32 protein-coding genes and 1 pseudogene are annotated in these 23,686 nt (G+C 28.2%); 26 read left to right on the top strand and 7 right to left on the bottom strand.

The window, feature by feature from the left end; all coding sequences use genetic code 11:
- Positions 1–23 precede the first annotated feature (23 nt).
- The 12 genes from murC to FVE73_RS10230 all read left to right on the top strand — a co-directional run bounded on the left by murC (position 24) and on the right by FVE73_RS10230 (position 10,342).
- On the top strand, positions 24–1,379 hold the full coding sequence (murC, locus tag FVE73_RS10285; RefSeq protein WP_018498455.1) for a UDP-N-acetylmuramate--L-alanine ligase: 1,356 nt from the start codon (positions 24–26) through the stop codon (positions 1,377–1,379).
- Between the two features lie 47 nt (positions 1,380–1,426).
- Positions 1,427–2,299: a UDP-N-acetylmuramate dehydrogenase gene (murB, locus tag FVE73_RS10280; protein WP_018498454.1), complete on the top strand. Its 873-nt coding sequence runs from the start codon at positions 1,427–1,429 to the stop codon at positions 2,297–2,299.
- 164 nt (positions 2,300–2,463) lie between these two features.
- The gene (locus FVE73_RS10275) at positions 2,464–3,132 is read left to right on the top strand and encodes a cell division protein FtsQ/DivIB (RefSeq protein ID WP_018498453.1); all 669 of its coding nucleotides are present in this window, start codon (positions 2,464–2,466) and stop codon (positions 3,130–3,132) included.
- 81 nt (positions 3,133–3,213) lie between these two features.
- Complete coding sequence (gene ftsZ, locus FVE73_RS10270) at positions 3,214–4,329, top strand: cell division protein FtsZ (protein ID WP_018498452.1); 1,116 nt, start codon at positions 3,214–3,216, stop codon at positions 4,327–4,329.
- 283 nt (positions 4,330–4,612) lie between these two features.
- Complete coding sequence (gene rpsF, locus FVE73_RS10265; RefSeq protein WP_018498451.1) at positions 4,613–4,897, top strand: 30S ribosomal protein S6; 285 nt, start codon at positions 4,613–4,615, stop codon at positions 4,895–4,897.
- Between the two features lie 82 nt (positions 4,898–4,979).
- Positions 4,980–5,405 (top strand): single-stranded DNA-binding protein, encoded by a 426-nt coding sequence (locus FVE73_RS10260; protein ID WP_018498450.1) that lies wholly within the window; start codon positions 4,980–4,982, stop codon positions 5,403–5,405.
- 59 nt (positions 5,406–5,464) lie between these two features.
- The gene (gene rpsR, locus FVE73_RS10255) at positions 5,465–5,704 is read left to right on the top strand and encodes a 30S ribosomal protein S18 (protein ID WP_018498449.1); all 240 of its coding nucleotides are present in this window, start codon (positions 5,465–5,467) and stop codon (positions 5,702–5,704) included.
- A gap of 296 nt (positions 5,705–6,000) precedes the next feature.
- A complete protein-coding gene (locus FVE73_RS10250; RefSeq protein WP_018498448.1) occupies positions 6,001–6,666 on the top strand; it encodes a hypothetical protein in 666 nt (221 codons plus the stop codon).
- 29 nt (positions 6,667–6,695) lie between these two features.
- On the top strand, positions 6,696–7,274 hold the full coding sequence (locus FVE73_RS10245; RefSeq protein WP_018498447.1) for a DUF937 domain-containing protein: 579 nt from the start codon (positions 6,696–6,698) through the stop codon (positions 7,272–7,274).
- A 119-nt stretch (positions 7,275–7,393) separates the two neighbouring features.
- On the top strand, positions 7,394–7,939 hold the full coding sequence (locus FVE73_RS10240; protein ID WP_018498446.1) for a hypothetical protein: 546 nt from the start codon (positions 7,394–7,396) through the stop codon (positions 7,937–7,939).
- 46 nt (positions 7,940–7,985) lie between these two features.
- On the top strand, positions 7,986–9,353 hold the full coding sequence (locus FVE73_RS10235) for a DUF2207 family protein (protein ID WP_018498445.1): 1,368 nt from the start codon (positions 7,986–7,988) through the stop codon (positions 9,351–9,353).
- Positions 9,354–9,373: 20 nt separating this feature from the next.
- Positions 9,374–10,342: a hypothetical protein gene (locus FVE73_RS10230; protein WP_018498444.1), complete on the top strand. Its 969-nt coding sequence runs from the start codon at positions 9,374–9,376 to the stop codon at positions 10,340–10,342.
- Positions 10,343–10,598: 256 nt separating this feature from the next.
- Here the strand turns inward: FVE73_RS10230 and FVE73_RS11000 are convergent, their stop codons facing one another.
- Positions 10,599–10,775, bottom strand: coding sequence for a transposase (locus tag FVE73_RS11000; RefSeq protein WP_018498443.1), 177 nt, complete (start codon positions 10,773–10,775; stop codon positions 10,599–10,601).
- A gap of 244 nt (positions 10,776–11,019) precedes the next feature.
- Here FVE73_RS11000 and FVE73_RS11085 point away from each other — a divergent pair, with 244 nt between their 5' ends.
- The 6 genes from FVE73_RS11085 (at position 11,020) to FVE73_RS10205 (ending at position 14,325) form a co-directional block, all read left to right on the top strand.
- Positions 11,020–11,151: a hypothetical protein gene (locus FVE73_RS11085; protein WP_269473108.1), complete on the top strand. Its 132-nt coding sequence runs from the start codon at positions 11,020–11,022 to the stop codon at positions 11,149–11,151.
- 228 nt (positions 11,152–11,379) lie between these two features.
- Positions 11,380–12,120 carry a deoxyribose-phosphate aldolase gene (gene deoC, locus FVE73_RS10220; protein ID WP_026239038.1) on the top strand — a complete coding sequence of 247 codons (741 nt, stop codon included), beginning with the start codon at positions 11,380–11,382 and terminating at the stop codon, positions 12,118–12,120.
- A gap of 57 nt (positions 12,121–12,177) precedes the next feature.
- Positions 12,178–12,558, top strand: coding sequence for a transaldolase family protein (locus FVE73_RS10215; RefSeq protein ID WP_018498439.1), 381 nt, complete (start codon positions 12,178–12,180; stop codon positions 12,556–12,558).
- A gap of 147 nt (positions 12,559–12,705) precedes the next feature.
- Positions 12,706–13,464, top strand: a complete 759-nt coding sequence (locus FVE73_RS10210; protein WP_018498438.1) for a DeoR/GlpR family DNA-binding transcription regulator — start codon at positions 12,706–12,708, stop codon at positions 13,462–13,464.
- A 41-nt stretch (positions 13,465–13,505) separates the two neighbouring features.
- Positions 13,506–13,706, top strand: coding sequence for a hypothetical protein (locus tag FVE73_RS10765; RefSeq protein WP_197739258.1), 201 nt, complete (start codon positions 13,506–13,508; stop codon positions 13,704–13,706).
- 52 nt (positions 13,707–13,758) lie between these two features.
- Positions 13,759–14,325 (top strand): hypothetical protein, encoded by a 567-nt coding sequence (locus FVE73_RS10205; protein WP_197739257.1) that lies wholly within the window; start codon positions 13,759–13,761, stop codon positions 14,323–14,325.
- On the opposite strand, the gene FVE73_RS10995 is transcribed toward FVE73_RS10205, so the two are convergent.
- The 5 genes from FVE73_RS10995 to FVE73_RS10185 all read right to left on the bottom strand — a co-directional run bounded on the left by FVE73_RS10995 (position 14,277) and on the right by FVE73_RS10185 (position 16,842).
- Positions 14,277–14,399: a DNA/RNA nuclease SfsA gene (locus FVE73_RS10995; RefSeq protein WP_231370117.1), complete on the bottom strand. Its 123-nt coding sequence runs from the start codon at positions 14,397–14,399 to the stop codon at positions 14,277–14,279. The genes FVE73_RS10205 and FVE73_RS10995 overlap by 49 nt on opposite strands.
- Positions 14,400–14,476: 77 nt before the next feature.
- A complete protein-coding gene (locus FVE73_RS10195) occupies positions 14,477–14,863 on the bottom strand; it encodes a transposase (RefSeq protein ID WP_232058549.1) in 387 nt (128 codons plus the stop codon).
- A gap of 49 nt (positions 14,864–14,912) precedes the next feature.
- Complete coding sequence (locus FVE73_RS10990) at positions 14,913–15,053, bottom strand: IS630 transposase-related protein (protein WP_018498436.1); 141 nt, start codon at positions 15,051–15,053, stop codon at positions 14,913–14,915.
- Positions 15,054–15,132: 79 nt separating this feature from the next.
- Entirely contained in the window at positions 15,133–16,347 is a 1,215-nt protein-coding gene (locus tag FVE73_RS10190) for an ATP-binding protein (protein WP_018498435.1), read from the bottom strand.
- 231 nt (positions 16,348–16,578) lie between these two features.
- Positions 16,579–16,842, bottom strand: coding sequence for a SemiSWEET family transporter (locus tag FVE73_RS10185; RefSeq protein WP_007070517.1), 264 nt, complete (start codon positions 16,840–16,842; stop codon positions 16,579–16,581).
- A gap of 192 nt (positions 16,843–17,034) precedes the next feature.
- On the opposite strand from FVE73_RS10185, the gene FVE73_RS10180 reads away from it, so the two are divergent.
- The 7 genes from FVE73_RS10180 (at position 17,035) to FVE73_RS10155 (ending at position 23,163) form a co-directional block, all read left to right on the top strand.
- Complete coding sequence (locus FVE73_RS10180; protein WP_018498434.1) at positions 17,035–18,969, top strand: ABC-F family ATP-binding cassette domain-containing protein; 1,935 nt, start codon at positions 17,035–17,037, stop codon at positions 18,967–18,969.
- A gap of 270 nt (positions 18,970–19,239) precedes the next feature.
- A complete protein-coding gene (locus FVE73_RS11080) occupies positions 19,240–19,374 on the top strand; it encodes a hypothetical protein (protein ID WP_018498433.1) in 135 nt (44 codons plus the stop codon).
- 86 nt (positions 19,375–19,460) lie between these two features.
- Positions 19,461–20,081: a tetratricopeptide repeat protein gene (locus tag FVE73_RS10175; protein WP_018498432.1), complete on the top strand. Its 621-nt coding sequence runs from the start codon at positions 19,461–19,463 to the stop codon at positions 20,079–20,081.
- 245 nt (positions 20,082–20,326) lie between these two features.
- Positions 20,327–20,983 (top strand): protein adenylyltransferase Fic, encoded by a 657-nt coding sequence (gene fic / locus FVE73_RS10170; RefSeq protein WP_018498431.1) that lies wholly within the window; start codon positions 20,327–20,329, stop codon positions 20,981–20,983.
- 14 nt (positions 20,984–20,997) lie between these two features.
- The gene (locus tag FVE73_RS10165; RefSeq protein WP_018498430.1) at positions 20,998–21,393 is read left to right on the top strand and encodes a hypothetical protein; all 396 of its coding nucleotides are present in this window, start codon (positions 20,998–21,000) and stop codon (positions 21,391–21,393) included.
- A gap of 26 nt (positions 21,394–21,419) precedes the next feature.
- A complete protein-coding gene (locus FVE73_RS10160; RefSeq protein WP_021745922.1) occupies positions 21,420–21,575 on the top strand; it encodes a hypothetical protein in 156 nt (51 codons plus the stop codon).
- Positions 21,508–23,163 (top strand): SEL1-like repeat protein, encoded by a 1,656-nt coding sequence (locus FVE73_RS10155; RefSeq protein ID WP_018498429.1) that lies wholly within the window; start codon positions 21,508–21,510, stop codon positions 23,161–23,163. Before FVE73_RS10160 ends, FVE73_RS10155 begins: the two co-directional genes overlap by 68 nt.
- A gap of 52 nt (positions 23,164–23,215) precedes the next feature.
- On the opposite strand, the pseudogene FVE73_RS11135 reads toward FVE73_RS10155, so the two are convergent.
- A pseudogene (locus tag FVE73_RS11135) lies at positions 23,216–23,520 on the bottom strand (phosphatase PAP2 family protein).
- Here FVE73_RS11135 and FVE73_RS10985 point away from each other — a divergent pair.
- Entirely contained in the window at positions 23,453–23,635 is a 183-nt protein-coding gene (locus FVE73_RS10985; RefSeq protein ID WP_232058514.1) for a hypothetical protein, read from the top strand. The pseudogene FVE73_RS11135 and the gene FVE73_RS10985 overlap by 68 nt on opposite strands.
- Positions 23,636–23,686: the final 51 nt, after the last annotated feature.

Raw genomic sequence — 23,686 nt, 5'->3', positions numbered from 1 at the left:
AAAAGAAAAATTTGGAGGAAATTATGCTATCAAAAGTAAATAATGTATATTTCAGCGGAATAAATGGAATTGGGATGAGTGGACTTGCAAAAATTTTAGCAGCAGATGGATTTAATGTGGCAGGTTCAGATTTAGAAAGAAAAGCTGTAACAAAAGATATGGAAGATCTGGGAATAAAGGTTTATATTGGACAAGTTGAAGAAAATGTGAAAGATAAGGGAATAGATTTGTTTGTATATTCAACAGCAATTAAAGAAACAAATCCGGAATACAAATATATTGTTGATAATAATATCAAAAAAGTAAAAAGAGGGCAGCTACTTGCAGAAATAATGAATAGATTTGATGGAATCGCTGTTGCAGGAACTCATGGAAAAACTACTACAAGTTCAATGATGAGTGTAGCACTTTTAGAAAAGGAGCCATTTATCGTAGTTGGAGGAATAATTCCTGAAATTCAAAGTAACAGTAAAATTGGAAATTCAGAATATTTTATTGCTGAAGCTGATGAAAGTGACAATTCATTTTTGTATATAAAACCCAAATATTCTGTTGTAACAAATGTGGAAGCTGATCATTTGGATCATCACGGAACATTTGAAAATATAAAAAAATCATTTGAACAATTTATTGACAGTACAGAAAGAATCGCGATTCTTTGTAAAGATACTGTTGGAAAAGTTGGGCTTAATTTAAAAAATAAAAATATAGTATGGTATAGCATAAAGGACAAGACAGCTGATATTTATGCTAAAAATATAAGAGTGGAAAATGGAATAACAAGTTTTGAAGCTGTAAAAAAAGGTGAAAATTTGGGAACATTTAGCTTGAGTATTCCTGGAGAGCATAATGTTGCAAATTCACTTCCAGTAATTTATTTTGCCCATGAATTTAATTGTAATATGAAAAAAGTAAAGGAAAGAATTTTGAAATTTAAAGGGGCAAAGAGAAGATATCAAGTTATTTATGATAATAATTTAAGAATAATTGATGATTATGCACATCACCCAACAGAAGTAAAAGTTACAATAAATGCGGCACATAAAACTGAAAAAGGGAAAGTAACTGTAATTTTCCAGCCACATCGATACAGCCGTACAAAATTCTTTTTTGATGATTTTGTAACTTCATTAAAGGAAGCTGACGATTTAGTTTTACTTCCAATATACGCAGCAAGTGAAGACAATACCTATGGTGTATCTTCAGAACTTCTTGCTGAAAAAATTGGTGGAAATGTGAGAGTGCAAACTCAGGAAGAAATAGAAGATATTATAAAAAATGATAGAAATAGTGGAAATACTTATGTATTTATGGGAGCTGGAAGTGTATCAAGAGTAGCTCATGCAATTGCAGATGACTTAAAAAAGATGGAAAAATAAGTATGATTAAAAAATAGAAATCCAAAGAGGGAGAAGTAAAATAAAAAATGGAAATAGTAAAAAATGCCAAAATGAAGGAATATTCAAATATGAAAGTTGGTGGAACTGCAAAGGAGCTTATTTTCATAGATGATAAAAATGAATTAAAGGAAGTTTTACAAACTAGAAATAATATTTTCCTTTTGGGAAATGGTACAAATACTCTTATTAACGATGGAAATCTAGATATAAGTTTTCTATCGCTAAAAAGATTAAAAAATATAACAGTTGAAAAAAAAGTTAGAAATGAAAATAAAGAGAATAATTATGATCTTGTAAGAGTAGAGGCTGGATTAGATTTGGATGATTTGATAGAATTTATGGAAAAAAATGATTATTCAGGTTTAGAAAATATTACTGGGATTCCAGGATCTGTTGGTGGGCTTGTGAATATGAATGGCGGAGCCTATGGAACAGAAATTTTCGACTGTATTGAAGAAGTGGAAGTTTGTAAAAATGATGGGGAAATTATAAAAATTAAAACAACGGATTTAAATTTTAAATATAGAACAACTGAGATAAAGGAAAATAAATGGATTGTAATTTCTGCCCTTTTCAAATTTGGATTTGGATTTGACAAGGCTGCTTCAGAGGATAAAAGACAGCAAAGAAAAGTAAAACATCCACTGGATTTGCCAAATTTAGGAAGCACATTTAAAAATCCAAAAGGAAAATTTGCAGCAAGATTAATTTCCGATGCTAATTTGAAGGGATATAGAGTTGGAGATGCGGCAGTTTCTACAAAACATCCAAATTTTGTGACAAATTTAGGAAATGCCACATTTAATGATGTTATTTCAGTTATTGAGCATGTAAAGGAAGTTGTTTTTGAAAAATTTGGAATAAAATTAGAAACGGAAATTATAATTTTAAAAAAATAATAAAAAATCAAATCAAAAATTTTAAAATATAAGTTTTAAAATGAAAATTATAGTTTTTTAGTTCAGTTTTGAATCAATTTCACTATTAAATTTAAATAAATTTATTTAATATATTGAATAAAATCAAAAAAAAGTGTATAATAATATAAAAAATGGAGTTAAAAATGAAGAATCCAGTTAAAGTATTGATTTTACTGTTTTTATTGGCAGGAATAATGTTTTTTGGTAAAATGTTTATTGATACGGATTATTTTAAAGTTCAGGAAGTTTTAGTGGAAGGTAAGTCTGATTTACTTAGACAAGATATAACAGCTCAACTTGAACAAATGAAAGGTAAAAATATCATATATTTAAATACTGATGAGATTGAAAACCATATAAAAAAGGATGTGCGAGTAAAAAAAGTATCAGTAAAAAAACTTTTTCCGAGTAAAATTAAAGTTGTTCTTGAGGAAAGGGAGCCTTATGTATATATAAAAAAGGGAGATGAAACACTTTTAGCTGACAAGGATTTAAAAATATATGGTGATATTCTAGAAGAACCTGCAAAAAATATTCCTATAATAGATTACACAGATGATGAAAGTCTAAATGCAATGAAGACGATACTTTCTAAAATAAAAAACAAAGACTTTTATGCTATGATTTCAGAAATAAGACAATCTGAAAAAAATTATGAAATACTTCTTACAAATAATGTAAGAATAATAACAGAAACGACAGTAACAGAAAAAAAATATGAAGAAGCATATAGATTATATGAAAAAATAAGAAAAAAACGTCCAGTAATTTCTATGGATCTGAGATTTATAGATAAAATTGTTGTAAAATGATGTTTTACGTGAAATTAAAAGAAAGGAGAAGCTACTTTAAAAGTTATTAAGTTAATTTAAAATTTAAGTAGCAAAGAAAAAATGGATAACTTTAGCAATGCGGCAAAACTGAAAGTAGTAGGAGTAGGTGGAGCAGGTGGAAATGCAATAAACGATATGATAGAGAGTAATATAACAACTGTTGATTTTATAGCGATAAATACAGATCAGCAAGATTTAGATAGATCAAAAGCATCTATAAAAGTACTTTTAGGAAAAGGAATGGGAGCTGGTGCAGATCCTGAAAAGGGAAGAATTGCTGCGAAGGAATCAGAAGAAAAAATAAAAGATGTTTTGGAAGGTACAGATATGTTATTCATAACTGCCGGAATGGGTGGTGGAACTGGAACAGGAGCTTCTCCGATTATTGCTGAAGTGGCAAAGGCAATGGGAATTTTAACTGTAGCTATTGTAACTAAGCCTTTTAGTTTTGAAGGACCGTTAAAAAAGAACAATGCCGCAATTGGAATTGATAATTTAAGAGAAAATGTAGATACCTTAATTGCTATTCCAAATGACAGATTATTTGAAATACCTGGAATGAATATTTCTTTAATGAACGCATTTAAAGAAGCAAATGGAGTTTTAAAAATGGGAATAAAGGGTATTTCTGATTTAATTACAAAACAAGGAATTGTAAATTTGGATTTTGCAGATATAAAATCTATTATGCAAAATTCTGGAATCGCAATGTTAGGATTTGGTGAGGCAAATGGTGATGAAAAAGCTAAGAGTGCAACAGCTCAAGCATTAAACAGTCCACTATTGGAAAAATCTATTGAAGGTGCAAGAAAAATATTGATAAATGTTACAGCTGGTCCAGATATTGGATTACAGGAAATACAAGAAGTTGCTCAAACAATTTCAGAAAAAGCAGGACATGATAAAGCTAATTTATTATGGGGTTATATTATGGAACCTGAATTAGAAGGAACAATAAGCGTGTCATTGGTAGCAACAGACTTTGAAGAAGAATCTTTTTCAAATAATACAAAATCTTCACAAACAATAAGATTTGCACCATCAGAAGAAAAAGTTAAAGAAGAAGAAAATAACGAAAAAATTAATTATCAAAACGAAGAAAATGATTATGAAGATGATGAAGAAAAAGTGGAAGATCCAGGAGATTTTGTATTACCACCATTTTTTGAAGAATAATTAGATTCAAAAGTCTAATATTGTTAAAGTAAATTACAAAATTTTGATAAATTTATGTGGAAAAATTACTTTGAAATTTAACTTAAAAATTTTGGATCTCTTGTTAAAATGTTAAGTTTGCTTGATTAAAGTTAAAGTAATTTGAGTATATTTTGATGTAATTTCAAAAGAATTTAAAATAAATTTTGAAAATAACTTGATTTTATTAGGCTTTTTTGTTATAATTAAAGAACCTGCTCTATTTTAGAAGTAGGGCTAAAAGCCATAGGAAAGGAGAAAGAAAATGAGAAATTACGAAATTATGTTTATTTTATCTACACAACTAACAGATGAAGAAAAACAAGCTGGAGTTGCATTTGTAGAAGATACATTAAAAGCTGCTGGAGCAACTGAAGTTAAAACAGAAGTTTGGGGAGATAGAAAATTAGCTTATCCAATTAAGAAAAAAGAAAATGGATATTATGTTTTAACAACATTCCAAGCAGATGGAACTAAATTTACTGAAATTGAATCAAAACTAAATATTAATGAATCAATTTTAAAATATATGATTGTTAAAAATGACTAATTTAAAGTATTCTGATTGATAAATACAAAAATTTGAGGTTTTTATTTTAAAATTTAATAAATATCAAAATTAGGGGGAATTTATGAACGTAGTAATGTTAATGGGAAGAATGACAAGAGATCCTGAATTGAAGTATACTTCAGGAGGTAAAGCGTATGCTAATTTTACGTTAGCTGTACAAAAAACAAAAGATGACGCTGAGTTTATTGATTGTGTTGCTTGGGAAAAGACAGCGGAAACTATTGCTGAATATTTTAGAAAAGGTAGAAAGATTCTTTTACAAGGACGTTTGAATGTAAGTAGTTATGAACAAAATGGTGAAAAAAGAAAATCAACAAAAGTTGTTGTAAATAGCTTTGAATTTGTTGAAAGTTCAGGAAGTAGCAATAATGGTGGTGGATATAATCAAAACCAATCTTATAGCGGAAATAATAGCAATAAGCCAGTTCATAACGATACATACGAAAATGATGATGATACAGATGATAATGAAGATTTTCCATTTTAATAGCTAGGCAAGTTTTATAATAAAAATTGTTATAAAAGTTTTTAGGAGGTGTAAATTTAATGAGAGCTAAACCAGTTACGGAATTTAAAAGAAGAAAAAGACGACCAAAAGTTAAATTTAAAGTAGAAGATATTAACTATAAAAATGTTGAATTGTTGAAAAACTTTATGAATGATAAGGGGAAAATTTCTCCTGCGAGAGTAACAGGATTAGAAGCTAAAGTTCAAAGAAAAATTGCGAAAGCAATTAAAAGAGCTAGACAAATAGCTTTAATGCCTTATACAAGAATTGAAAAATAATAATAAGTTTTTGTCTTTATAAAAAATTATGGTTGTATATTTATAATTTGCTGTAATTAGAAAAATCAAGACTATTTAAAGAATAAGTATTAGCTTATTTATAAATAGTCTTTTTTTATGAAAAAATGTGGAAAAATTAAGATTAATATTGTATAATGTATCAAATATACATAATCCATTTAATATCGAACTAAAATTAAGTAAAATTGAATTTAGAAATAGTGAAATAAAATATAATATTTAAGTTCGGTTTTGAAGTGGTTTTACTGTATAAAAAGAATTAGGTGGTAATAAAAATGTTGAATAAAAAAATGAATATAATTTTACTTTTTTTATTTATTTTTTTGATAGGTTGTGATAAAAAAGAAAGTGTAAAGAAAGAAAAAAAGAATAACCTTGAAAATATACAAAGCAAAACTGCAAAGGAAAATATTTTTTCAAACAATTCAATAGAAAAAATAATTGAAACATTTTCAAAAAAATCTAAAGAAAATAAGATAAGTATTGAAAATTTTGAAAAATTAACCTATGAGAATAAAAATTATTATTATGCCAAAATACATTCAAGAGGAGATGCTATTTATGCCCTTGATTATAGTGGAATAAGTGCAACTAGCATATTTTTGAAAGTTAATAATGTAAATGGAGCTAATTTGGGAATTATTGAAAATATGGTTGTAAATTTAATACAAGTGTCTGATGAAAATATTAAAGATTCAGAAGCGAGAGCAATTTATACAAAAATTTTGTCAAGTTTAGGAGAAAAAGAATTAACAAGCCTTCTAACTTATACAAATGGTATAATTTATGGAATAAGAATAGATTCTGTAACAGGAGAGCTTATATTTTTTGCCAGAGAATCAGAAGATGAAAAAGCTGTAACAAGTATTCAAAGATTGAACTTTATTAACAAGAAAAAAGTAGATGAAAAAACATTGGCAAAATTAGGAGAAAATAAATAACTTTAAATTGAATAAAAAATGGAGGAAAAATGAATTTAGAAGCATTATTGGGACTTTTACAAGGACAGGATTTAGAGAAATTAGCTCAGCAAGCTGGTGGGAGCAGCAAAGAAGTGAAAAAAGGAGTAGCAGCAGCTCTACCTGCAATATTGGCGGCAGTTAATAAAAATGCAAATAATAGTGAAAAAGCACAGGGATTGAATAAAGCGTTGGAACAGCACGATGGAGCAGTATTAAATAATCTTGGGGGCTATTTGCAAAATCCTGATTTAAAAGATGGAGCAGGAATTTTGAACCATTTATTTGGTGGAAATACACAGGATGTGGCAAATGCTGTTTCCCAATCAAGCGGTTTAGATGCACAAGGCAGTATAAAAATTCTAGAAACTTTAGCACCACTAGTTTTAGGAGTATTGGGGCAGCAAAAAAAGGAAAATAATTTAGACGCACAAGGAATTAGTAATTTAACTTCAAATCTTGCAGCGAATTTTGCTGGAGAAGGTGGAATTATGAGTATGATTACAAATTTGTTGGATGCGAATAAAGATGGAAATGTAATGGATGATTTGACTGGAATGATTGGTAAATTATTTGGTGGTAATAAATAATTAAAATTAGAAAATAAATATGTAGTTAGGCAAAGAGATTGTTCAGTTTTGAATTTAATTCTCTTTGCCTATTTTTTTAGATCGTCGATTAGTGGCGACAGGAGAAATTGGAGGAAAATATGAATAGAGAACGTTCGATAGAAAATACAAAAAAATATACAATATTAGAAGTTATGTTCTTTAATGGGTATTCGGTAGGAATGCAGAGCTTTGTACTGTTAAGTCTGGCGATTTATTTTAATATGAGTTCTTTTTTTATCTCGATTGTGTCGTCTTTACCGACGGCTGGATATCTATTGCAAATATTTACAAGTAAGGTAAATAATATTCTTGGAAGTAGAAAAAAGACAATGGCAATAGTAGCAGGAATATTTGGTGGAATTTTAGGAAAATTTATTAATAATGGTGTAATTTATATTTTTGGAGAACAATTTTACACTATAAGATTTGCTTTTGTTATAGGATTTATTTTAAGATTATTTTCATTATTGGAATTGACAAGGGTTTATTCATTTGAAAAAACATTTGTGTATGCTGGAGGAAGTGGAAGTATGAAAAGTATGTTCTCAAAAATAATGTTTTCAGGATCGAGATATGTTCTTAATTCTAGCAAATCTAGAGACGAGTGGAATGATGAGAAAGAAGTTGAGAATGATAAGGAATAATGAAGAAATTTCATTTGAAATTTTTTAATTATTATTGGAGGATTTTATGAGAGAAATAACAATTATTTATATAATTGCGATTACAATTTTATTGATTTACTGCTTTTTGACAGTAAAATTTTGGGGTAAAAACTTTTTCAAAAAAGATGTACTACCAAAATTGAAAGTTCCGAAAAGTATTTCTGCAATGGGAGTTGGAATTTTGAATAATTCGAGGACGGAGAAAAATTTTCATATTGGGATATTTTCTTTGGTTGAGAAAAATTTTATAACTGCGAAAAGAGAAAAACTTTTTGAAAATATGGATTTTCAATCGGATATTTTGTATAAGAAAAATTTGGAAAAATCTAAAAGTAATTACTACAGACAAGATGAGCTTTTTGCGGAAGAGCGATGGGTTTTAGATAGTTTGTCGGATTCTGAAAATGGGATTTTAAGTGATTATCAAAGTTTTGGGAATAGAGAGAAATTGCCAAAAATGGATGAAAAAAATATTGATAAAAGAAAAGAGATTTTTAGAGAAGTCTTGCAAGTGTTAATAACTTTTTTAGTAGCTTTTTTGATAAATGTAATTTTAAAGGGTTCTTCGGATTCTTCGTCGTATAATTCGAGTAACGGTTCTTCAAGGAGTTCATATAATCAAAAATCTTTAGATCCTTTTTTTGAAAAAATGTTTGAAATTTATAAAAGGACGAAGAAAAAGTTTTTAGGTTCATTTTGGTCGCCTGAAAAATTGGAAGAATTTATAATTTACAAGAAAAATTCAGGGTTTTATATTTTTTATTTTGGAGTTATTTTAGCTTCAATTATAATGACAAGTAAAGATGTAAAATTTGGAAGTACAGAAGGAAATTTTGGACTTATAGTTTTAGCTGCAATAATCGTTTTTTTCTTGGAAAGTCTTTGGCTAAGAATATTATTTTTACCGATATTTTCTAAGTATATCCCAAAAATACTAAAAATTTTTATTGCATTGGTATTTTTATTTTCGTTGTATAGTTTTATGTTGCCAAATATTGCGTTCATATTTGGACTAAGATTTTATATTTTAATTCCACTGACATTTATAATTTTATTTTTTATTTACAAAAAGTTAATCGCGCGATATACTGAAAATGGACTTTTGGCTATGAATGAAATTGAATCATTCAGAAAATACATTTTAAATTTTGAAAAATTAGAAGTTCCCACTTTTTCAAGTGAAAATGAATTAATCGAAAATTTTCAGCAAATGTATATTTATGCTTTTGCTTTGGGAATTGAAAAAAGATTTTTGAAATTTTTGGATGTTACTTTGGAGAAAAATAATTTTGCTGAGAAAAAAGAATTTATTTATGAAAAACTTTTGATTTCGACTGTTTTTTGTGATAAAAAATTGTTGGGGGAATTGAAACTTAATGTTATGGGAAGATGATTTTTTAAGGAGGAAATTTTATGAAAAAAATTTTAGAAAAAATAGGGAAAGATGAGTTGTTGGAATATTGGCGTTTGTCTAAAGGGAGATTTGATGCTGGGAATTTTGTAGGAATTAATGGTGAATTTGCTATTTTTACATCAATCAGTCTGTATGGGAAAAATGGTGGATTTAGATTTATAAAGATAGATGATTTGAAAAAATTTGGGAAAAATACAGAATATTTGGAATTAATGAAGGAAAAAATAGAAGAAAGAAAATCTAGTGACAGAAAAATTATTGAACTTGAAAAAAATAAATTTTTTAAGGAATTGTTTAAATATTTCAAAAAGAATAAAATTAAATTAAGATTATTTTATGAAGATGACTATCAGAGAGAAGGATATTTAGTAAAAGAATCAAAAGAAATTTTACACTTTCAATGGTGTGATGAAGGTGATAGGGAATCAGAAGAATTTATAAGAAAAAGTGAAATGAAAAGTATAGAGATAGGGAAAAATGTTGTTAAAGATATTATCGTTAAAGATGATAAAATTCAGAAAAATAAAATTGTAATAGCGAGAAATGATATTCAAGGAAGTGTTATTTTTCAAGATGAAAATTACACGTTAATTTATGAAAATGATTTGTTCTGGGCAGATTGCAAGTTTATAATAATAAAAACATCAGACATTTGGGAAATTACAGAAAAAGTTTATCGTATAGAAACAGAGAATGTATCTTTAGAAGAAATTTTGCCTGATATTTCAAATATGGAAATAAAGGAAATCTTGAAAAAATGTTTTGAAAATAAAATATTAGTACATTTTGAGTATGAAAAATCATATTTTGAGAAATTTGGGATAATTGAAAAATTTGAGAATGATAGATTGATTTTGCGGGAAATAGATAAGGGAAGTGGAATTTTTGTTTCTAAATCAGAAATATTGATTGAAGATATTTCGTTTTTATTTGTGAGAAATTGTAGAGTTTTGAGAGTAGTAGGGTAAAACTATAGCTTTGTTTGATACGGTAAAAAAAGAGAACTTACTTGGTTAGTTAGTTTTATTTAGTATTATGGTTTATTTTTACAAAACAGTCATATCATTAAAATTGAAAAAATGTAATATTTTATAGTAAAACTTGTTTAAAATTGAATTGATTTATCAAATAAAATAGAGGTAACTGCTTCTTCAAGTGTATTGAAGTTACGGGCTATCTCTTTTAATTTCTTCTTGATATTAGCCCATACTTTTTCTATTGGATTTAAGTATATGGCGGAAGAAATAATAGATGATGCCTTGTTTCCTTTATTATCTTTTCTAATGCCTTTTTTCTATGAAATCTAGCATTATCCATCACTATTACCGCATTTTCCTTTAATTTTTCAATATCTCTTAAAAATATCTTTCTGAACCATTCTTCAAAAAATTCACTTTCCATTGAATGAAAAATATGAACATAATATGAATTTTTTATATGAGAAATTGAATCCAGATAAATTTATAGAATGTATAAAACATGAATATAAAAAATATAAGATACTTTTAAATATTAATCTTAGTCTTGGATATTATTTTAAGGGGGATATAGAACAATCATATAAATTTTTAGAAAATATTGATTTATCAAAAAATCAGTGTTAGATGAAAATTCCAAATTATCAATTAATATTAGAAAAACTACTTTGTTAAATAAAATTGGAAGAAGGGAAGAAGCAAGAAAATTATATGAAGAGGTTGTTGAAAATGGGAGTAAATTACATGTTGTGGAGGAGGCAAAAGAAAAGTTAAAAAAATTAGTAAATAACGAAAATTAAATTAATAAGTCGTGATGAATCTTTAAAGATTGTTCTGATTTTTTTTAAAATGTACTAAAATTTATGTTTTTTATTCGTTTTATTGTTAATTTTTGCTATTTTCATAAAAATTCAAACAAAAATGAAAAAAATTTGTTGACAAATGTGTGTTTATGTGTTATTATGTTTTCAGGAGGAAAGATGATGCACATAATAAAACAAAATTGAAAAGTGTTATCGGAAAATATTATGAAAAAATTGACTAAAAAAGCAAATGAAATGAATTTAAAGGAATTGGCGGAGTATATTGATTATTCAGTTTTAAAGCCTGAATTTACAGAAAAAGAAATTGTTAAATTGATAAAAGACGGGGTGAAATTGGGGTGTGCTACGATTTGCATTAATCCAGCGTATATTGAATTATGCGAGCCATATGTAAAAGGAAGCGACACAATGCTGTGTCCTGTAACGGATTTTCCATTTGGAACAAGTTCTACTGAATCACGAGTTAAGCAAATTGAAGCAGTTGCGAAATATGATACGGTTAAGGAAATCGACATAGTTGCAAATTTTGGGCTGATAAGAAGTGGAAAATATGAGGAAGTTACGAAAGATATAAAAGCGTGTGTTAAAGTGGCACACAAGTTTGGAAAGGAAATAAAAATTATTTTTGAAACGGATGCCTTGAATGAGGAGCAAATTAGAAAAACTTGCAAATGCTGTATTGAAGCGGGAGCCGATTTTGTAAAGACGAGTACAGGTTTTTTGACTGGACACGAAAATAAAGGGGCGATTCCTAAAGTTATAAAAATAATGCAAGAAGAAGTTGGAAATAAATGTAAAGTAAAGGGAAGTGGAGCAATACGGACAAGAGAGCATTTCCTTGAACTGATAGATATGGGAATAGATAGAATGGGGATTGGTTATAAATCTGTTCCAGTTGTTTTGAATTTGAACGTTGAAAATGATAATAGTACAGGCGAATATTAATATTATTTGATAAAAAACAAATATATAAATACAAATATAAAAATGGAGGATAAAATTATGAAAATCTTTATAAATCAATTAATCGGGAAAAATATAAAAACTAATGATGATTGGAAAAAAATGGTAAAAAAGGGACGAAAACTAGCAAACATTAATTTAGACAAAATAGTTGAAATACCAATGTCTCTTCAAGGCTTAAAGGCGTGTAAAGTTCTCTCGGGAGAAGGAATAAAAGTAAATATAACATCAATCTCTTATTCAGCACAGGCATTACTTGCAGCACGAGCAGGAGCAGATTATATTTCTCCAGTTATTGAAAATATAAAAGGAGTTGATACAGTAAAAGAAATTTCAGAAATGTTTAAAAGAGAAAAAATAAAAACTAAAATATTATTTGAAAAGAAAGAAATGCCATTGGATACTGGTAATTATGCGTAATAAAAAAATATCCTTTTATTTAATTTTTTGTTTGATTTTTGAAAAAAATTATGTTATATTAAAAAAATAAGATAGAAAATATAATTTAAACATTAATTTTCATAAAATTAAATACAAAAAAGAAAAATTAGGAGTGTGAAAAATTAAATGCTTGCAAGCGAAAGATTTGAAAAAATTGTACAAATGGTAAATGAAAAGGGTATTGCAAATACAAAAGAGCTGGCTCAGATTTTGAATGTTACGGAAACTACTATTCGTAGGGATACAGAATTTCTGGAAAAACAGGGAAAAATTATTAGAGTCCATGGCGGTGCAAAAAGCATAAATCAAAAAACGGTTATGTCCAATCAGGATGAAAAGGATATGAAGGATCGCACAGAAAATTATGAAAAAAAAGATGAAGTGTGCAAAAAAGTGGCATCATTTATAAAAAATGGCGACTGTATTTTTCTTGACGGCGGAACTACAGTAGCTCCCATAGTAAAATATTTGAAGGGAAAAAATGTAAAAATCGTAACAAACAGTATGCTTGTTGTCAAAGCCTTTAATGACAGCGATTCTGAATTGTTTGTGATAGGTGGGAAATATATAAAAGAGTATGATATGTCTGTTGGTTCAATTGCCTTAAATAATTTGTCAAATTTCAATTTTGATTATGCGATTTTAGGCTGTGCAGGACTGGATATTGAAAGACAGGTTGTTTATACAACTGAGATGGAAACAATGCTTATAAAGGAAAAAGCAATGGGGCTGGCTGTAAAAAAATATTTGCTGCTAGACGACTCAAAATTGTCAATACGAGGTTTTTACACATTTGTCAACACGTCCGACTTTGACGCAATAATATGTAATAATTCTGAAAATGTAAACGAAGAAGAATTACCAAATAATTTTATAATTGTTTAATTAATTTGGTTTAAAAGTAGAAAAGAAAGGGCAAAATTGTAATGGATAAGAAAATTAGTAAATATGAAATTGCAAATTGTATCAATGTATTAGGAAATTTTTGTGGAAAGAGAGATATTGATGAATTAACAGCTTTTGAACTGATAAAAAAATATGGAGTTGAAAAAGCGGATGTGATGGTGCTTTTTGGCGGTTCTATTTTGGCTGGTGGGGATGTTTTGGCAAATGCTATGAAAAAATGATGTTGCTAAAAAATATGTTATTGTTGGAGGAAGAGGACATACAACAGCCTCATTGGAAGAGCAGTTTTATAAATTATATCCGGATTCTGATAAAAATTCCATTTTATCCGAAATTTCTGAAGCTGAAATTTTTAGAAATTATTTAAAGTATAAGTATAATTTACAGCCTGATTTTCTTGAAATTTATTCCACAAACTGTGGAAATAACATTACGAATTTACTAAAGTTACTAAAAGAAGAAAATATAACTTTTAAAAACATAATAATTTCTCAAGATGCAACAATGCAGCTGCGAATGGAAGCTATTTTAAAAAAATACTTTTCAGAAAATATAAAAATTATTAATTTTGCGGTCTATTCATCCAAAGTCTGTGTTAAAGATGGAAAACTATGCTTTGAAAACGATATATTTGGAATGTGGGACATTGACAGATACATAACTTTGCTAATGGGCGAAATTCCAAGGCTTACAGATGATGAAAATGGATATGGTCCTAGAGGAACAGGCTATATAGCTCACATTGATATTCCGGAAAATGTTAAAAATGCCTTTTTGATATTAAAGCAAATTCATGGCGATAAAGTTAGAAAAGCCGATCCTTCTTTTACCTCAACATAAATTTTATCCTTTTCAGTTTCCAGATAAAAATCAAGTTTACTATTATTATGTTTAATTTCAGGCTTTACGTACAAAGGCTTTCCAAATGGTGAAATTTCTGTATTGTTTATACCGATGAAAAGCTGTGTTTAGTAAGTATAGTAAAACCTGTTTAAAATTGAACTGATTTATCAAATAAAACAGCAGTAATTGCTTCTTCAAGTGTATTAAAGTTATGGGTTATCTCTTTTAATTTCTTCTTGATATTAGTCCATACTTTTTCTATCGGATTATATGGAAGAAATAACAGATGCTGCCTTGTTTCCTTTATTATCTTTTTTAATACCCTTTTTCTATGAAATCTAGCATTATCCATCACTATTATCGCATTTTCCTTTAATTTTTCAATATCTCTTAAATATATCTTCCTGAACCATTCTTCAAAAAATTCACTTTCCATGGTTTCCTTGTATATCATGCTCCCTGTCAATCTATTTCCTGTTTTTCTAGCAACCAGATTTATTCTTGAATACTTTAACCCGCTTCTTTTCCCTTCAATAGTGACTTCCCTTTTGTTCCATCCGTATTCCCAGTATAATATTCATAGATTATTTCCCTGTCTCTCTTTTAAGCTTTATCCATCCGTACAATGTGTCAGAGTTTATGCCAAATTGAAGTAACGTTTTTGTTTTTCCATTTCCGTAATAAAAATTTAAAATTCTTTTCCTATAATCTTTTTCATATGCCATAATATTATTATACCATATTTCTAGGTCATTTTTATAGAAGTTTCACTATAAAATAAAAATTTTTACTATAATTCCAAAATTATAAATCCAATAAAAAATCAATAATTCGTTTTCGCTGAATTCCATTTATATTATATTCATCTAAATTATCCATAGAAAGAACATATTTTGGATAGTTATCTTCAATGTTTTTTAATGGAGAAAATTCTCGTTCAATGGTGTTTTCTGAGACTAAAAGATAAGTTGCTTGAATATATAATTTTTTATCTCCTTTTTGTGCGATGAAATCAATTTCTTTTGTTTTTAATTTTCCGATATTTACATTGTATTTTCTTCTTAACAGTTCTAAATAGATGATGTTTTCAAGATGACCAGCGATGTCGTTTGCTTTGTATCCTAATTGAGAATGTTTTAAACCTAAGTCAAGAAGATAAAATTTTTCTTGTGTTTCTAAAATGGATTTTCCTTTTATGTCATATCTTTGAACTTTTGAAATAATATACGCATTTTCAAGTGCTTTTAAATAATTGTAAACGGTTTCAACGCTTAACTTTCTACCTTGGCTTTTCAAAAAATCTGAAATTTTTTTTGCAGAAAAAATATTTCCAATATTGTCAAAAATGTATAAAATTATTCGTTCTAAAAGTTCAATATCCCTTATATTATTTCTCGCAACAACATCTTTTAGCAAGACAGAATTATAAATATCAGTCAAATACTGATAAATTGAAGTTTTATCTTGATTGAAATTGTGGATGGCAGGTAAACCTCCAAATTGCAAATATTTTTCAAAATATTCTTCATTGCTGTAAATTTTTTCTGGATTTTGAATTTTGGAAAAATCTATAAATTCTTTAAAAGATAAAGGAAAAACCTTTATTTCAACATATCTTCCTGTAATGTAGGTAGCCAATTCCGAAGATAATAAATTAGCATTCGAACCAGTGATATAAATATCACAATCTAAGTCAACTAGCAATGAATTTATCATTTTTTCCCAAGAAGCAACTTCTTGAATTTCATCTAGTAAAATATAAATTTTACCAGCTAAATTTTTTGATTTTTCAATAATATAGCTATATAATTTTTGAAAATTTGCAAATTCGGCGAACATTAAAGACTCAAAATTAATAAAAATAATATTCTCTTTATTAATTCCCTTTTCTTCAAGTTCTTTAGATATTAATTTTAAAATCATAGATTTCCCGCTTCTACGCATACCAGTAATAACTTTTATTATCGGCTTATCCATAAATTTTCTAATTTCTTTTAAATATTGCTCTCTTTTTATCATTTTATCACCACCTATATTAATATATACAAGAAATTATATACTAAATTAAAAAGTTTTTCAACTTATATTAGAAAAACTTTATAAAATAACATATTTTTTGCTTATATACTAGAAAAAATAAATAAAAATTTCTGATAAAATAAAAAAAGAGGCATAAAACCTCTTTTTGCTTTTAAATAAAAGTATAATAAAAATATTTAATAGTAAATTTCATTTTTTATAAATAAAAATTTATAAAGCTGTAATAAAAGTTAAAAATCCTAATATTACACCAGCTAAATTTGGAACAATAAGGATGAAATCTTTTTTAGGTTCTTTAGTCCATCCGTAAATAACCCAAATTAGACAAGAAATTGAAGCTGTGAGCGGTTGCCAAGGCTGAGCTTTTTCTCCTCCTAAATTAGCGATAATTTGAGGAATATAGGTTATAAACACAAAAACTCCAATAAATGCTCCAATTGAACCAACAATAGTGTTAATTTTCTTTTTGTTCATAAAATCACCTTCTTTTTTAAAAATTTATAGGTATTATAATATCACAGTTTAATATTTTTGTCAAACTTAAATATTTTGAAAATTTCTCAAACATTGTAAACAAATATCAAAAATGATATAATTTAACGAATAAAATTAAAATATAGGATAAAAAAATAATTTGATAAAAATAGAGAAAAGGAAGGGAATTTGATGAGTTTAGTGCAATTTAATAGGGTGTATAAGCAGTTTGCTGGGGAATATATATTGAAGGATATTAATTTTACGATTGAGGAGAAGGATAAGATTGGGCTTGTTGGGGTGAATGGAGCTGGGAAGTCGACGATTATTCGGATGTTACTTGATAGAGAGCGAATTGATGGGGCGGAAGATAATTTGAATGAAGTTGGGAATATTGTGAAAAGTGCTTCGATGAAAATTGGATATTTGTCGCAAAATCATGAGTTTTCAGATGAGAAAAATACGATTTATGAAGAGATGATGTCGGTTTTTGCAGAAGAGAGGGAAATTTGGCACGAACTTCAAAAGGTTAATTTGCTTTTGGGAACGGCTGAAAATGATGAGCTGGAAAAATTGATTAATAAGTCTGCGGAGTTGTCGTCGCTTTATGAGGCGAAGGGCGGATATGATATTGAGTATAAGATAAAGCAGATTTTGACTGGGCTGGAGCTGACTGAGGAATATTACAATTTGGTGCTGAAAGATTTGAGCGGTGGAGAGCAGACTAGGGTTTCACTTGCAAAATTGCTGCTATCTGAGCCAGATTTACTAATTTTAGATGAGCCGACAAACCATTTGGACCTGGTTTCGATTGAGTGGCTGGAAGATTACTTGAAACGGTATGCGAAGGCGTTTTTGCTTGTTTCACATGATAGAATTTTCTTGGATAATGTTTGTAACAAAATTTTTGAAATCGAGAATAAGAAATTGCATAAGTATGATGGGAATTTTTCTGCGTTTATCATTCAAAAAGAGATGATTTTGAAGGGGGAAATGAAGCGTTACGAAAAAGAGCAGGAAAAAATTAAGAAAATGGAAGAATACATTGACAGATTTCGAGCTGGAATAAAGGCTAGACAAGCAAAAGGGCGACAAAAAATTCTGGATAGAATTGAGCGGATGGATGACCCTGTTTTTAATCCACAAAGAATGAAATTGAAATTTGAGACAGACACAATTACCGGGGACAATGTTTTAAAAGTGAAGGGAATTTCAAAAAGTTTTGATGGCAAAAAAGTGTTGAATAATGTGAGTTTTCAGCTATTTCGTGGCGAAAGAGTTGGAATTATTGGAAAAAATGGAATTGGGAAATCAACTTTGCTAAAAATTTTGGTAAATAAATTGAAGCAGGATTCGGGAACTGTCGAGTACGGTTCTCGTGTAAAAGTCGGTTACTATGACCAAAATCACATGGATTTGACACCAGCAAACAATATTTTGCAGGAAATTAATAATTCTCTAAATTTGACGGAAGAATATTTACGAACACTTGCGGGAGCTTTCTTGTTTTCAGGCAATGATGTTTTGAAAAAAGTAGAAAAATTGAGCGGTGGAGAAAAAGTTAGAGTTTCATTCTTAAAATTGTATATGCAAAGAGCAAATTTCCTAATTTTAGATGAGCCGACAAACCATCTGGATATTTACTCAATTGAAGTTTTAGAAGACGCATTGGAAGATTTTGACGGAACAATGCTTGTCGTGTCGCATAATCGTCATTTTTTAGACACAGTTTGTAATACAATTTACTATCTTGACGAAAATGGTCTTACAAAATTTAAAGGAAATTACGAAGATTACAAAGAAAGCCTAAAAACAGCAAAATCAGCTTCTCAAGGAACAGACATCGAAACGAAGGAAGAGAAAAAACTTTCATATCAGGAGCAGAAGGAACAGTCAAGAAAAATCGCAAAATTGAAACGTGATATTGAAAAACTGGAAAAGGAAATGGAAAAAATCACAGAAATGAGAGAAAACTTGAATGCAGAATACGAAAAAGCTGGAAAAGAAAACAATATGGAAAAACTGATGGAAGTGCAGGAAAAACTGGATAGGCTGGAAGAAGAAGAGATGGAGAAGATGGAAGAGTGGGATGTGAAGAGTGGGGAGATGGAAGAAATTGAGTTATAGATAAAAAATATTTATTAAATTAAAAATATTTGTTATATTTTTATGAATTAATTTGAGTGTGATTTTTGAAGGCTAGAAAAAATAGGGGGGAGTATTAGCCTTTTTTATTTTTAAAAAATTTCAAAAAAATAAATACAAATTATTGACAAAGTAAAAAAAAGATTATACTAATATTGTGTAAGTTAATTTGTAAAAAGGGAGAAAGAAACTGATTTATTATCAAAATAGGTAAATTTGATAATAAATAATATTGAGAGGAGGTGTGAGAAAATGGGAGCAGTTGTAACTTGGCAATGTTCAGCATGTGGTAATATAATACATTCATCTTTAAGACCAAGTGGTAAAGCAGGAGGAAGATGTCCTGATACATCAAGCGGAAATCATATGTGGCAACAACAAGGATAATTTTTATAGGGAGAGTACAGAAATTTTATTTTCTTACTCTCCTTATATTTATAAAAATATATTATATTATTTTAGGGAGAATAAGATTGTATAAAGAATATAAAGAAAAAGGATATAAAGAATTAGAAAATTTAGTACTAAAAAATGATTACTATGCAATAAATGAACTTGGAGAAAGGAAATTTCAAGAAGGAAATTATAAAGAAGCATTAGAATATTTTGAAAAAGCATCTAAATTAGGAAGTGATATGGCTATAAATAATATCGGATTTTATTTTTTAGAAATTGAAAATAATTTTGAAGAAGCAGAAAAATATTTTAATAAAGCAGTGAAAAAAGGAAATATAGTTGCAATAAATAATCTTGGAGTACTTAATATCGACAAGAATAATTACGAAGATGCGGAGAAGTATTTTTTATTAACAATAGATAAAAAATGTAGTTTTGCATATAATAATTTAGGTGGGTTATATGAAAATGTTTATCAAAAATATGAAGAAGCGGAAAAATTATATCAGAAATGTTTTGAAGAAACAGAAGATACAGATTGTTTAATAAATTTGGCATATCTTTATCTAAATTATTATGAAAATAAAAATGAAGCAATAAAATATTTAAAATTAGCAATAAGTAAAGGAAATAAAGAAGCAGAGCATGTACTTTTTCATGTATTAAATGATGAGGTTTGCAGTTGTAATAATGACTAATAGAAAAGGCTAGAAAAAATACAGAAAATTCTAGTCTTTTTTATATCGTAAATTTTATAATATATTGCGACAAATATTAAGATAAAAAATAAAAAAGGAGTAAAAAACACAGTAATAGATATTTTGAAAATCATTCAGATTTTGATTGGAACTTTTCTAGAAAATATAAAAAATGGGTAGAAAAATTATTAAAAAAATTATATACTATTCTTGATACTTATATTTAGGAAAAAGGGGGAAAATAAATGGTAAATAATAAATACATTTTGGAAAATGAAAGTGACAAAATCTTAAAAAGGCTAGTTTCACAAGACAAAGAAGAATTTTTGAGTAAAAGAAGGGCAAGGGAATTGTTTGATAATAGAATATTGAAAAATATTCAAGTGGGAACTTTTGAAGGCTTGAAGGAAATAAATAGGTATTTGTTTCAGGAATGTTATGGGACTGCAGGAAAAATACGGAAACATGACATTCGGAAAGGTGATACAGTATTTTGTCGTGCAATGTATCTTGAAGATAATTTAAAGACAGTTTCTAAAATGCCTGAAAATACTTTTGAGGAAATAGTTGAGAAATATGTTGAGATGAACATAATGCATCCATTTTATGAGGGAAATGGGAGAGCTACTAGGATTTGGCTGGATCAGATGTTGATAAAAAGTCTTGGAATGTGTGTGAATTGGCAAAATATCAGTAAAAATAATTATTTATCGGCAATGAAAAGAAGTGTGATTAATGATTTGGAACTAAAGATGCTTTTGAAGGAGAATTTGACGGAAGATGTGGAAAGTAGAGATATGTTTATGAATGGGATTAATCAGTCTTATGAATATGAAAATATGGGGAAATATGATGTGAAAAAATTGGAAGTTTCAAATGAATTAGAAAAAATTAGCGAATAAAAAAGGAGATTAAAATGGAAAAATTAGTAAGAAGAGGTGGCAGTGGACATTCTCACGGTGGAGGGCATAGTCATTCACATGGAAGTAGTGGAAGTTATCATTATAGTGGACATTATGGTGGAGAACATAGTAGTGGAGAGCATTCAAGTGGACATTCAGATGGAGAAGGAAATGGGAAATCTAAAAAATCTGGTGATGATGAGCAAGAAAATTCGTCATCTTTTTGGAGAAGCCACGGATCTCATTCAGGAAGTTCAAGACAGAGGAATTGTGAAAGTATTGTTGACGCTAAGGAAAGACAGGATTGTATTGATAATAGTAATAATGCTAATAATCTTGTGTCATTTTTTATCTTCTGTGCTGTGATAGTTTTTATTTTTTTGAAAATAAAAGATTTTGGAAGAAAATAATAAAAAATAATGAGCGTTTACATTGAATGATAAAAATAGATTCTGAATTGATAATGTTTAAGATAATGGATAAAATCGTAAATATAACAGCGAGTACAGGAGAAAAGAGAAAATATGGAAATATTAATATCGGTATTAGTCGTAGTTATTGGAATTGTAATTTTGATAATAATGAATTTTAGAAATCGTAAAAAAATGGATGAATTTGATGACTTTTCGAGAGAAATGCAGGAAAGGGAAAAAAGAAAAAGAAAAGTTCGTGAAATTCAAAAATATGAAGCTGAAGAAAGAGCAAGTTTTAGTGAAAGTGCTTATGATGAAAATAGAATTTCTTCGGAAAGTGAGCCTAAACAAAATGGAAAAACAGCGAATGTAGATAAATTTGGCGTGAAGATAGTTTCGTTGGATGATATTGTTACAGAAGATTATGGGAAAGATTTTATAGAATATGATAAAAAGGAAAGCGAGGAATATCAAGAAAATATTAGAACAGCGAATATATTTATAATGTCGGGATTTTTTGGAGAAGCAAGGGATAGAATAGCTGAATCCTTGAAATTCAGCCAAAGAGCAAATTACGAGCTTGGAAAGTATTACTATTATTGCGAGAAAGATAACCAAAGTGCTGTAAACACATTAAATTTGGCATATAATTCAGGAATAAAGGAGGCTATGTATTACATAGGGCTGATTGAAGAAGAATCGGGAAATGATGAAATTGCAAAAGGCTGGTATGTGGCAGGTGCAGAAAATGGCGAAATTAATTCAATAATTAGACTAGGAAAAATTGCTGAAGAAAAGAAGGATTATGAAGAAGCAGAAAGTATTTATCTAAAAATTGCTAATACAAAAAATGCTGAATTAATATACAATCTTGTAAGAATTTACTTTAAGCAGAATAAAAGAGAAAAAATACTAGAATGGCAGGAAAAATTATTAAATGAAAAGCAAATTATGGGATTGAATTCTGAAATAATCAAGAATATTGAATTTATGCTCGGAAATGAAAAAGACAGAAAATACATGGAACTGATTAATCAGGGAAATGAACTTTTGGAAAAGAAAGATTATGGAAATGCTCAAAAATTATTTCTTGAAGCAGCACAATATAATGAAAGAGGATATTTGTTGCTTGCAAAATCATATTATGTTGCAGGCAATGGAGAAAAAGCCAAAGATATGTATAAAAAGGCTTATTCTCTAGGAGTGAAAGAGGCGGCTTATGAACTGGGAAAATATTTTGATACGGTTGAAGAAAATAAGAAAGAAGCTGAAAAATGGTATAAAATTGGGCAGGAAATGGGAGATGTAAAATCTATTTATGAACTTGGGATACTTTACGAATGCAGTAGGGAATTTGCAAAAAGTGAAGAGGAAGTATACAAGCTATATGAAAAAGCCGCTAATATGAAATATGCCCCTGTAATTAGTGATATGATATATTACAATAATAGACAGGAAAATGGGAACAAATCAAAGGAATGGGCATTTAAAGTATTAAATGAAACAGGATTGATCGAACTTGGGAGAGAAACAATAAGAGATGCACAGAATTTTCTGCAAGAAATGGGAGAATATGCGGGCGATAAAATTTCAGAAAAAAATTATGAAATTGAATACGATAACGATTTGATATATTTTATAGAAAAAAATTCTAAAGGCAGAAATATAAAGGAAGAAACTTATGAAAGAAAAAAATCAAATTTTTGGATGATATTTGGAATTATAATTTTTATACTGCAACTAATTATAAAATGTTCAGAGTATTAATTATGAAAAATAAATTTTTATACAAAAAAAGCTAGGAAATCCTAACTTTTCATCAAATTATTTTTCTTATTAAAAATTTTTCCCCCAAAAATCCTGCAAACAATCCAATAAGCAATCCAGCCAAAACATCACTTGGAAAATGTACAGTTAAGTATAGTCTTGAAAAGGCAATAATAATGCTTGTTATCAGCACAGCTGGAAAGTATTTTTTAAATGTTTGTAAAAAATATATACCATTGTAAAAGATGCTGAGGTATGTCCTGAAGGAAACGAAAAATCCTTTGGGGCTTTGACTAAAAGAATAATGTCGGATATTTCTGTAAAGAGTCTTGCTCTATGCATAAGATTTTTTAAAATGACATTTACAATAATTGCATTTATAATCAATGAAATTACCGCTAAATATCCGATTTTTCGATATTTTTTGCTAGAGAGCAGAAATAATGTTATTGCAATCCATACTAATCCGTAATTTCCTAAGTTGGTAAAAAATATTAGTATGTTGCTTAGGAGTTTGGAATTT

It is taken from the genome of Leptotrichia wadei (assembly GCF_007990545.2).
Taxonomy (GTDB): domain Bacteria; phylum Fusobacteriota; class Fusobacteriia; order Fusobacteriales; family Leptotrichiaceae; genus Leptotrichia; species Leptotrichia wadei.
Note: the sequence above shows the minus strand (reverse complement) of the source record. Positions and strands in the feature narration are given on the sequence as shown.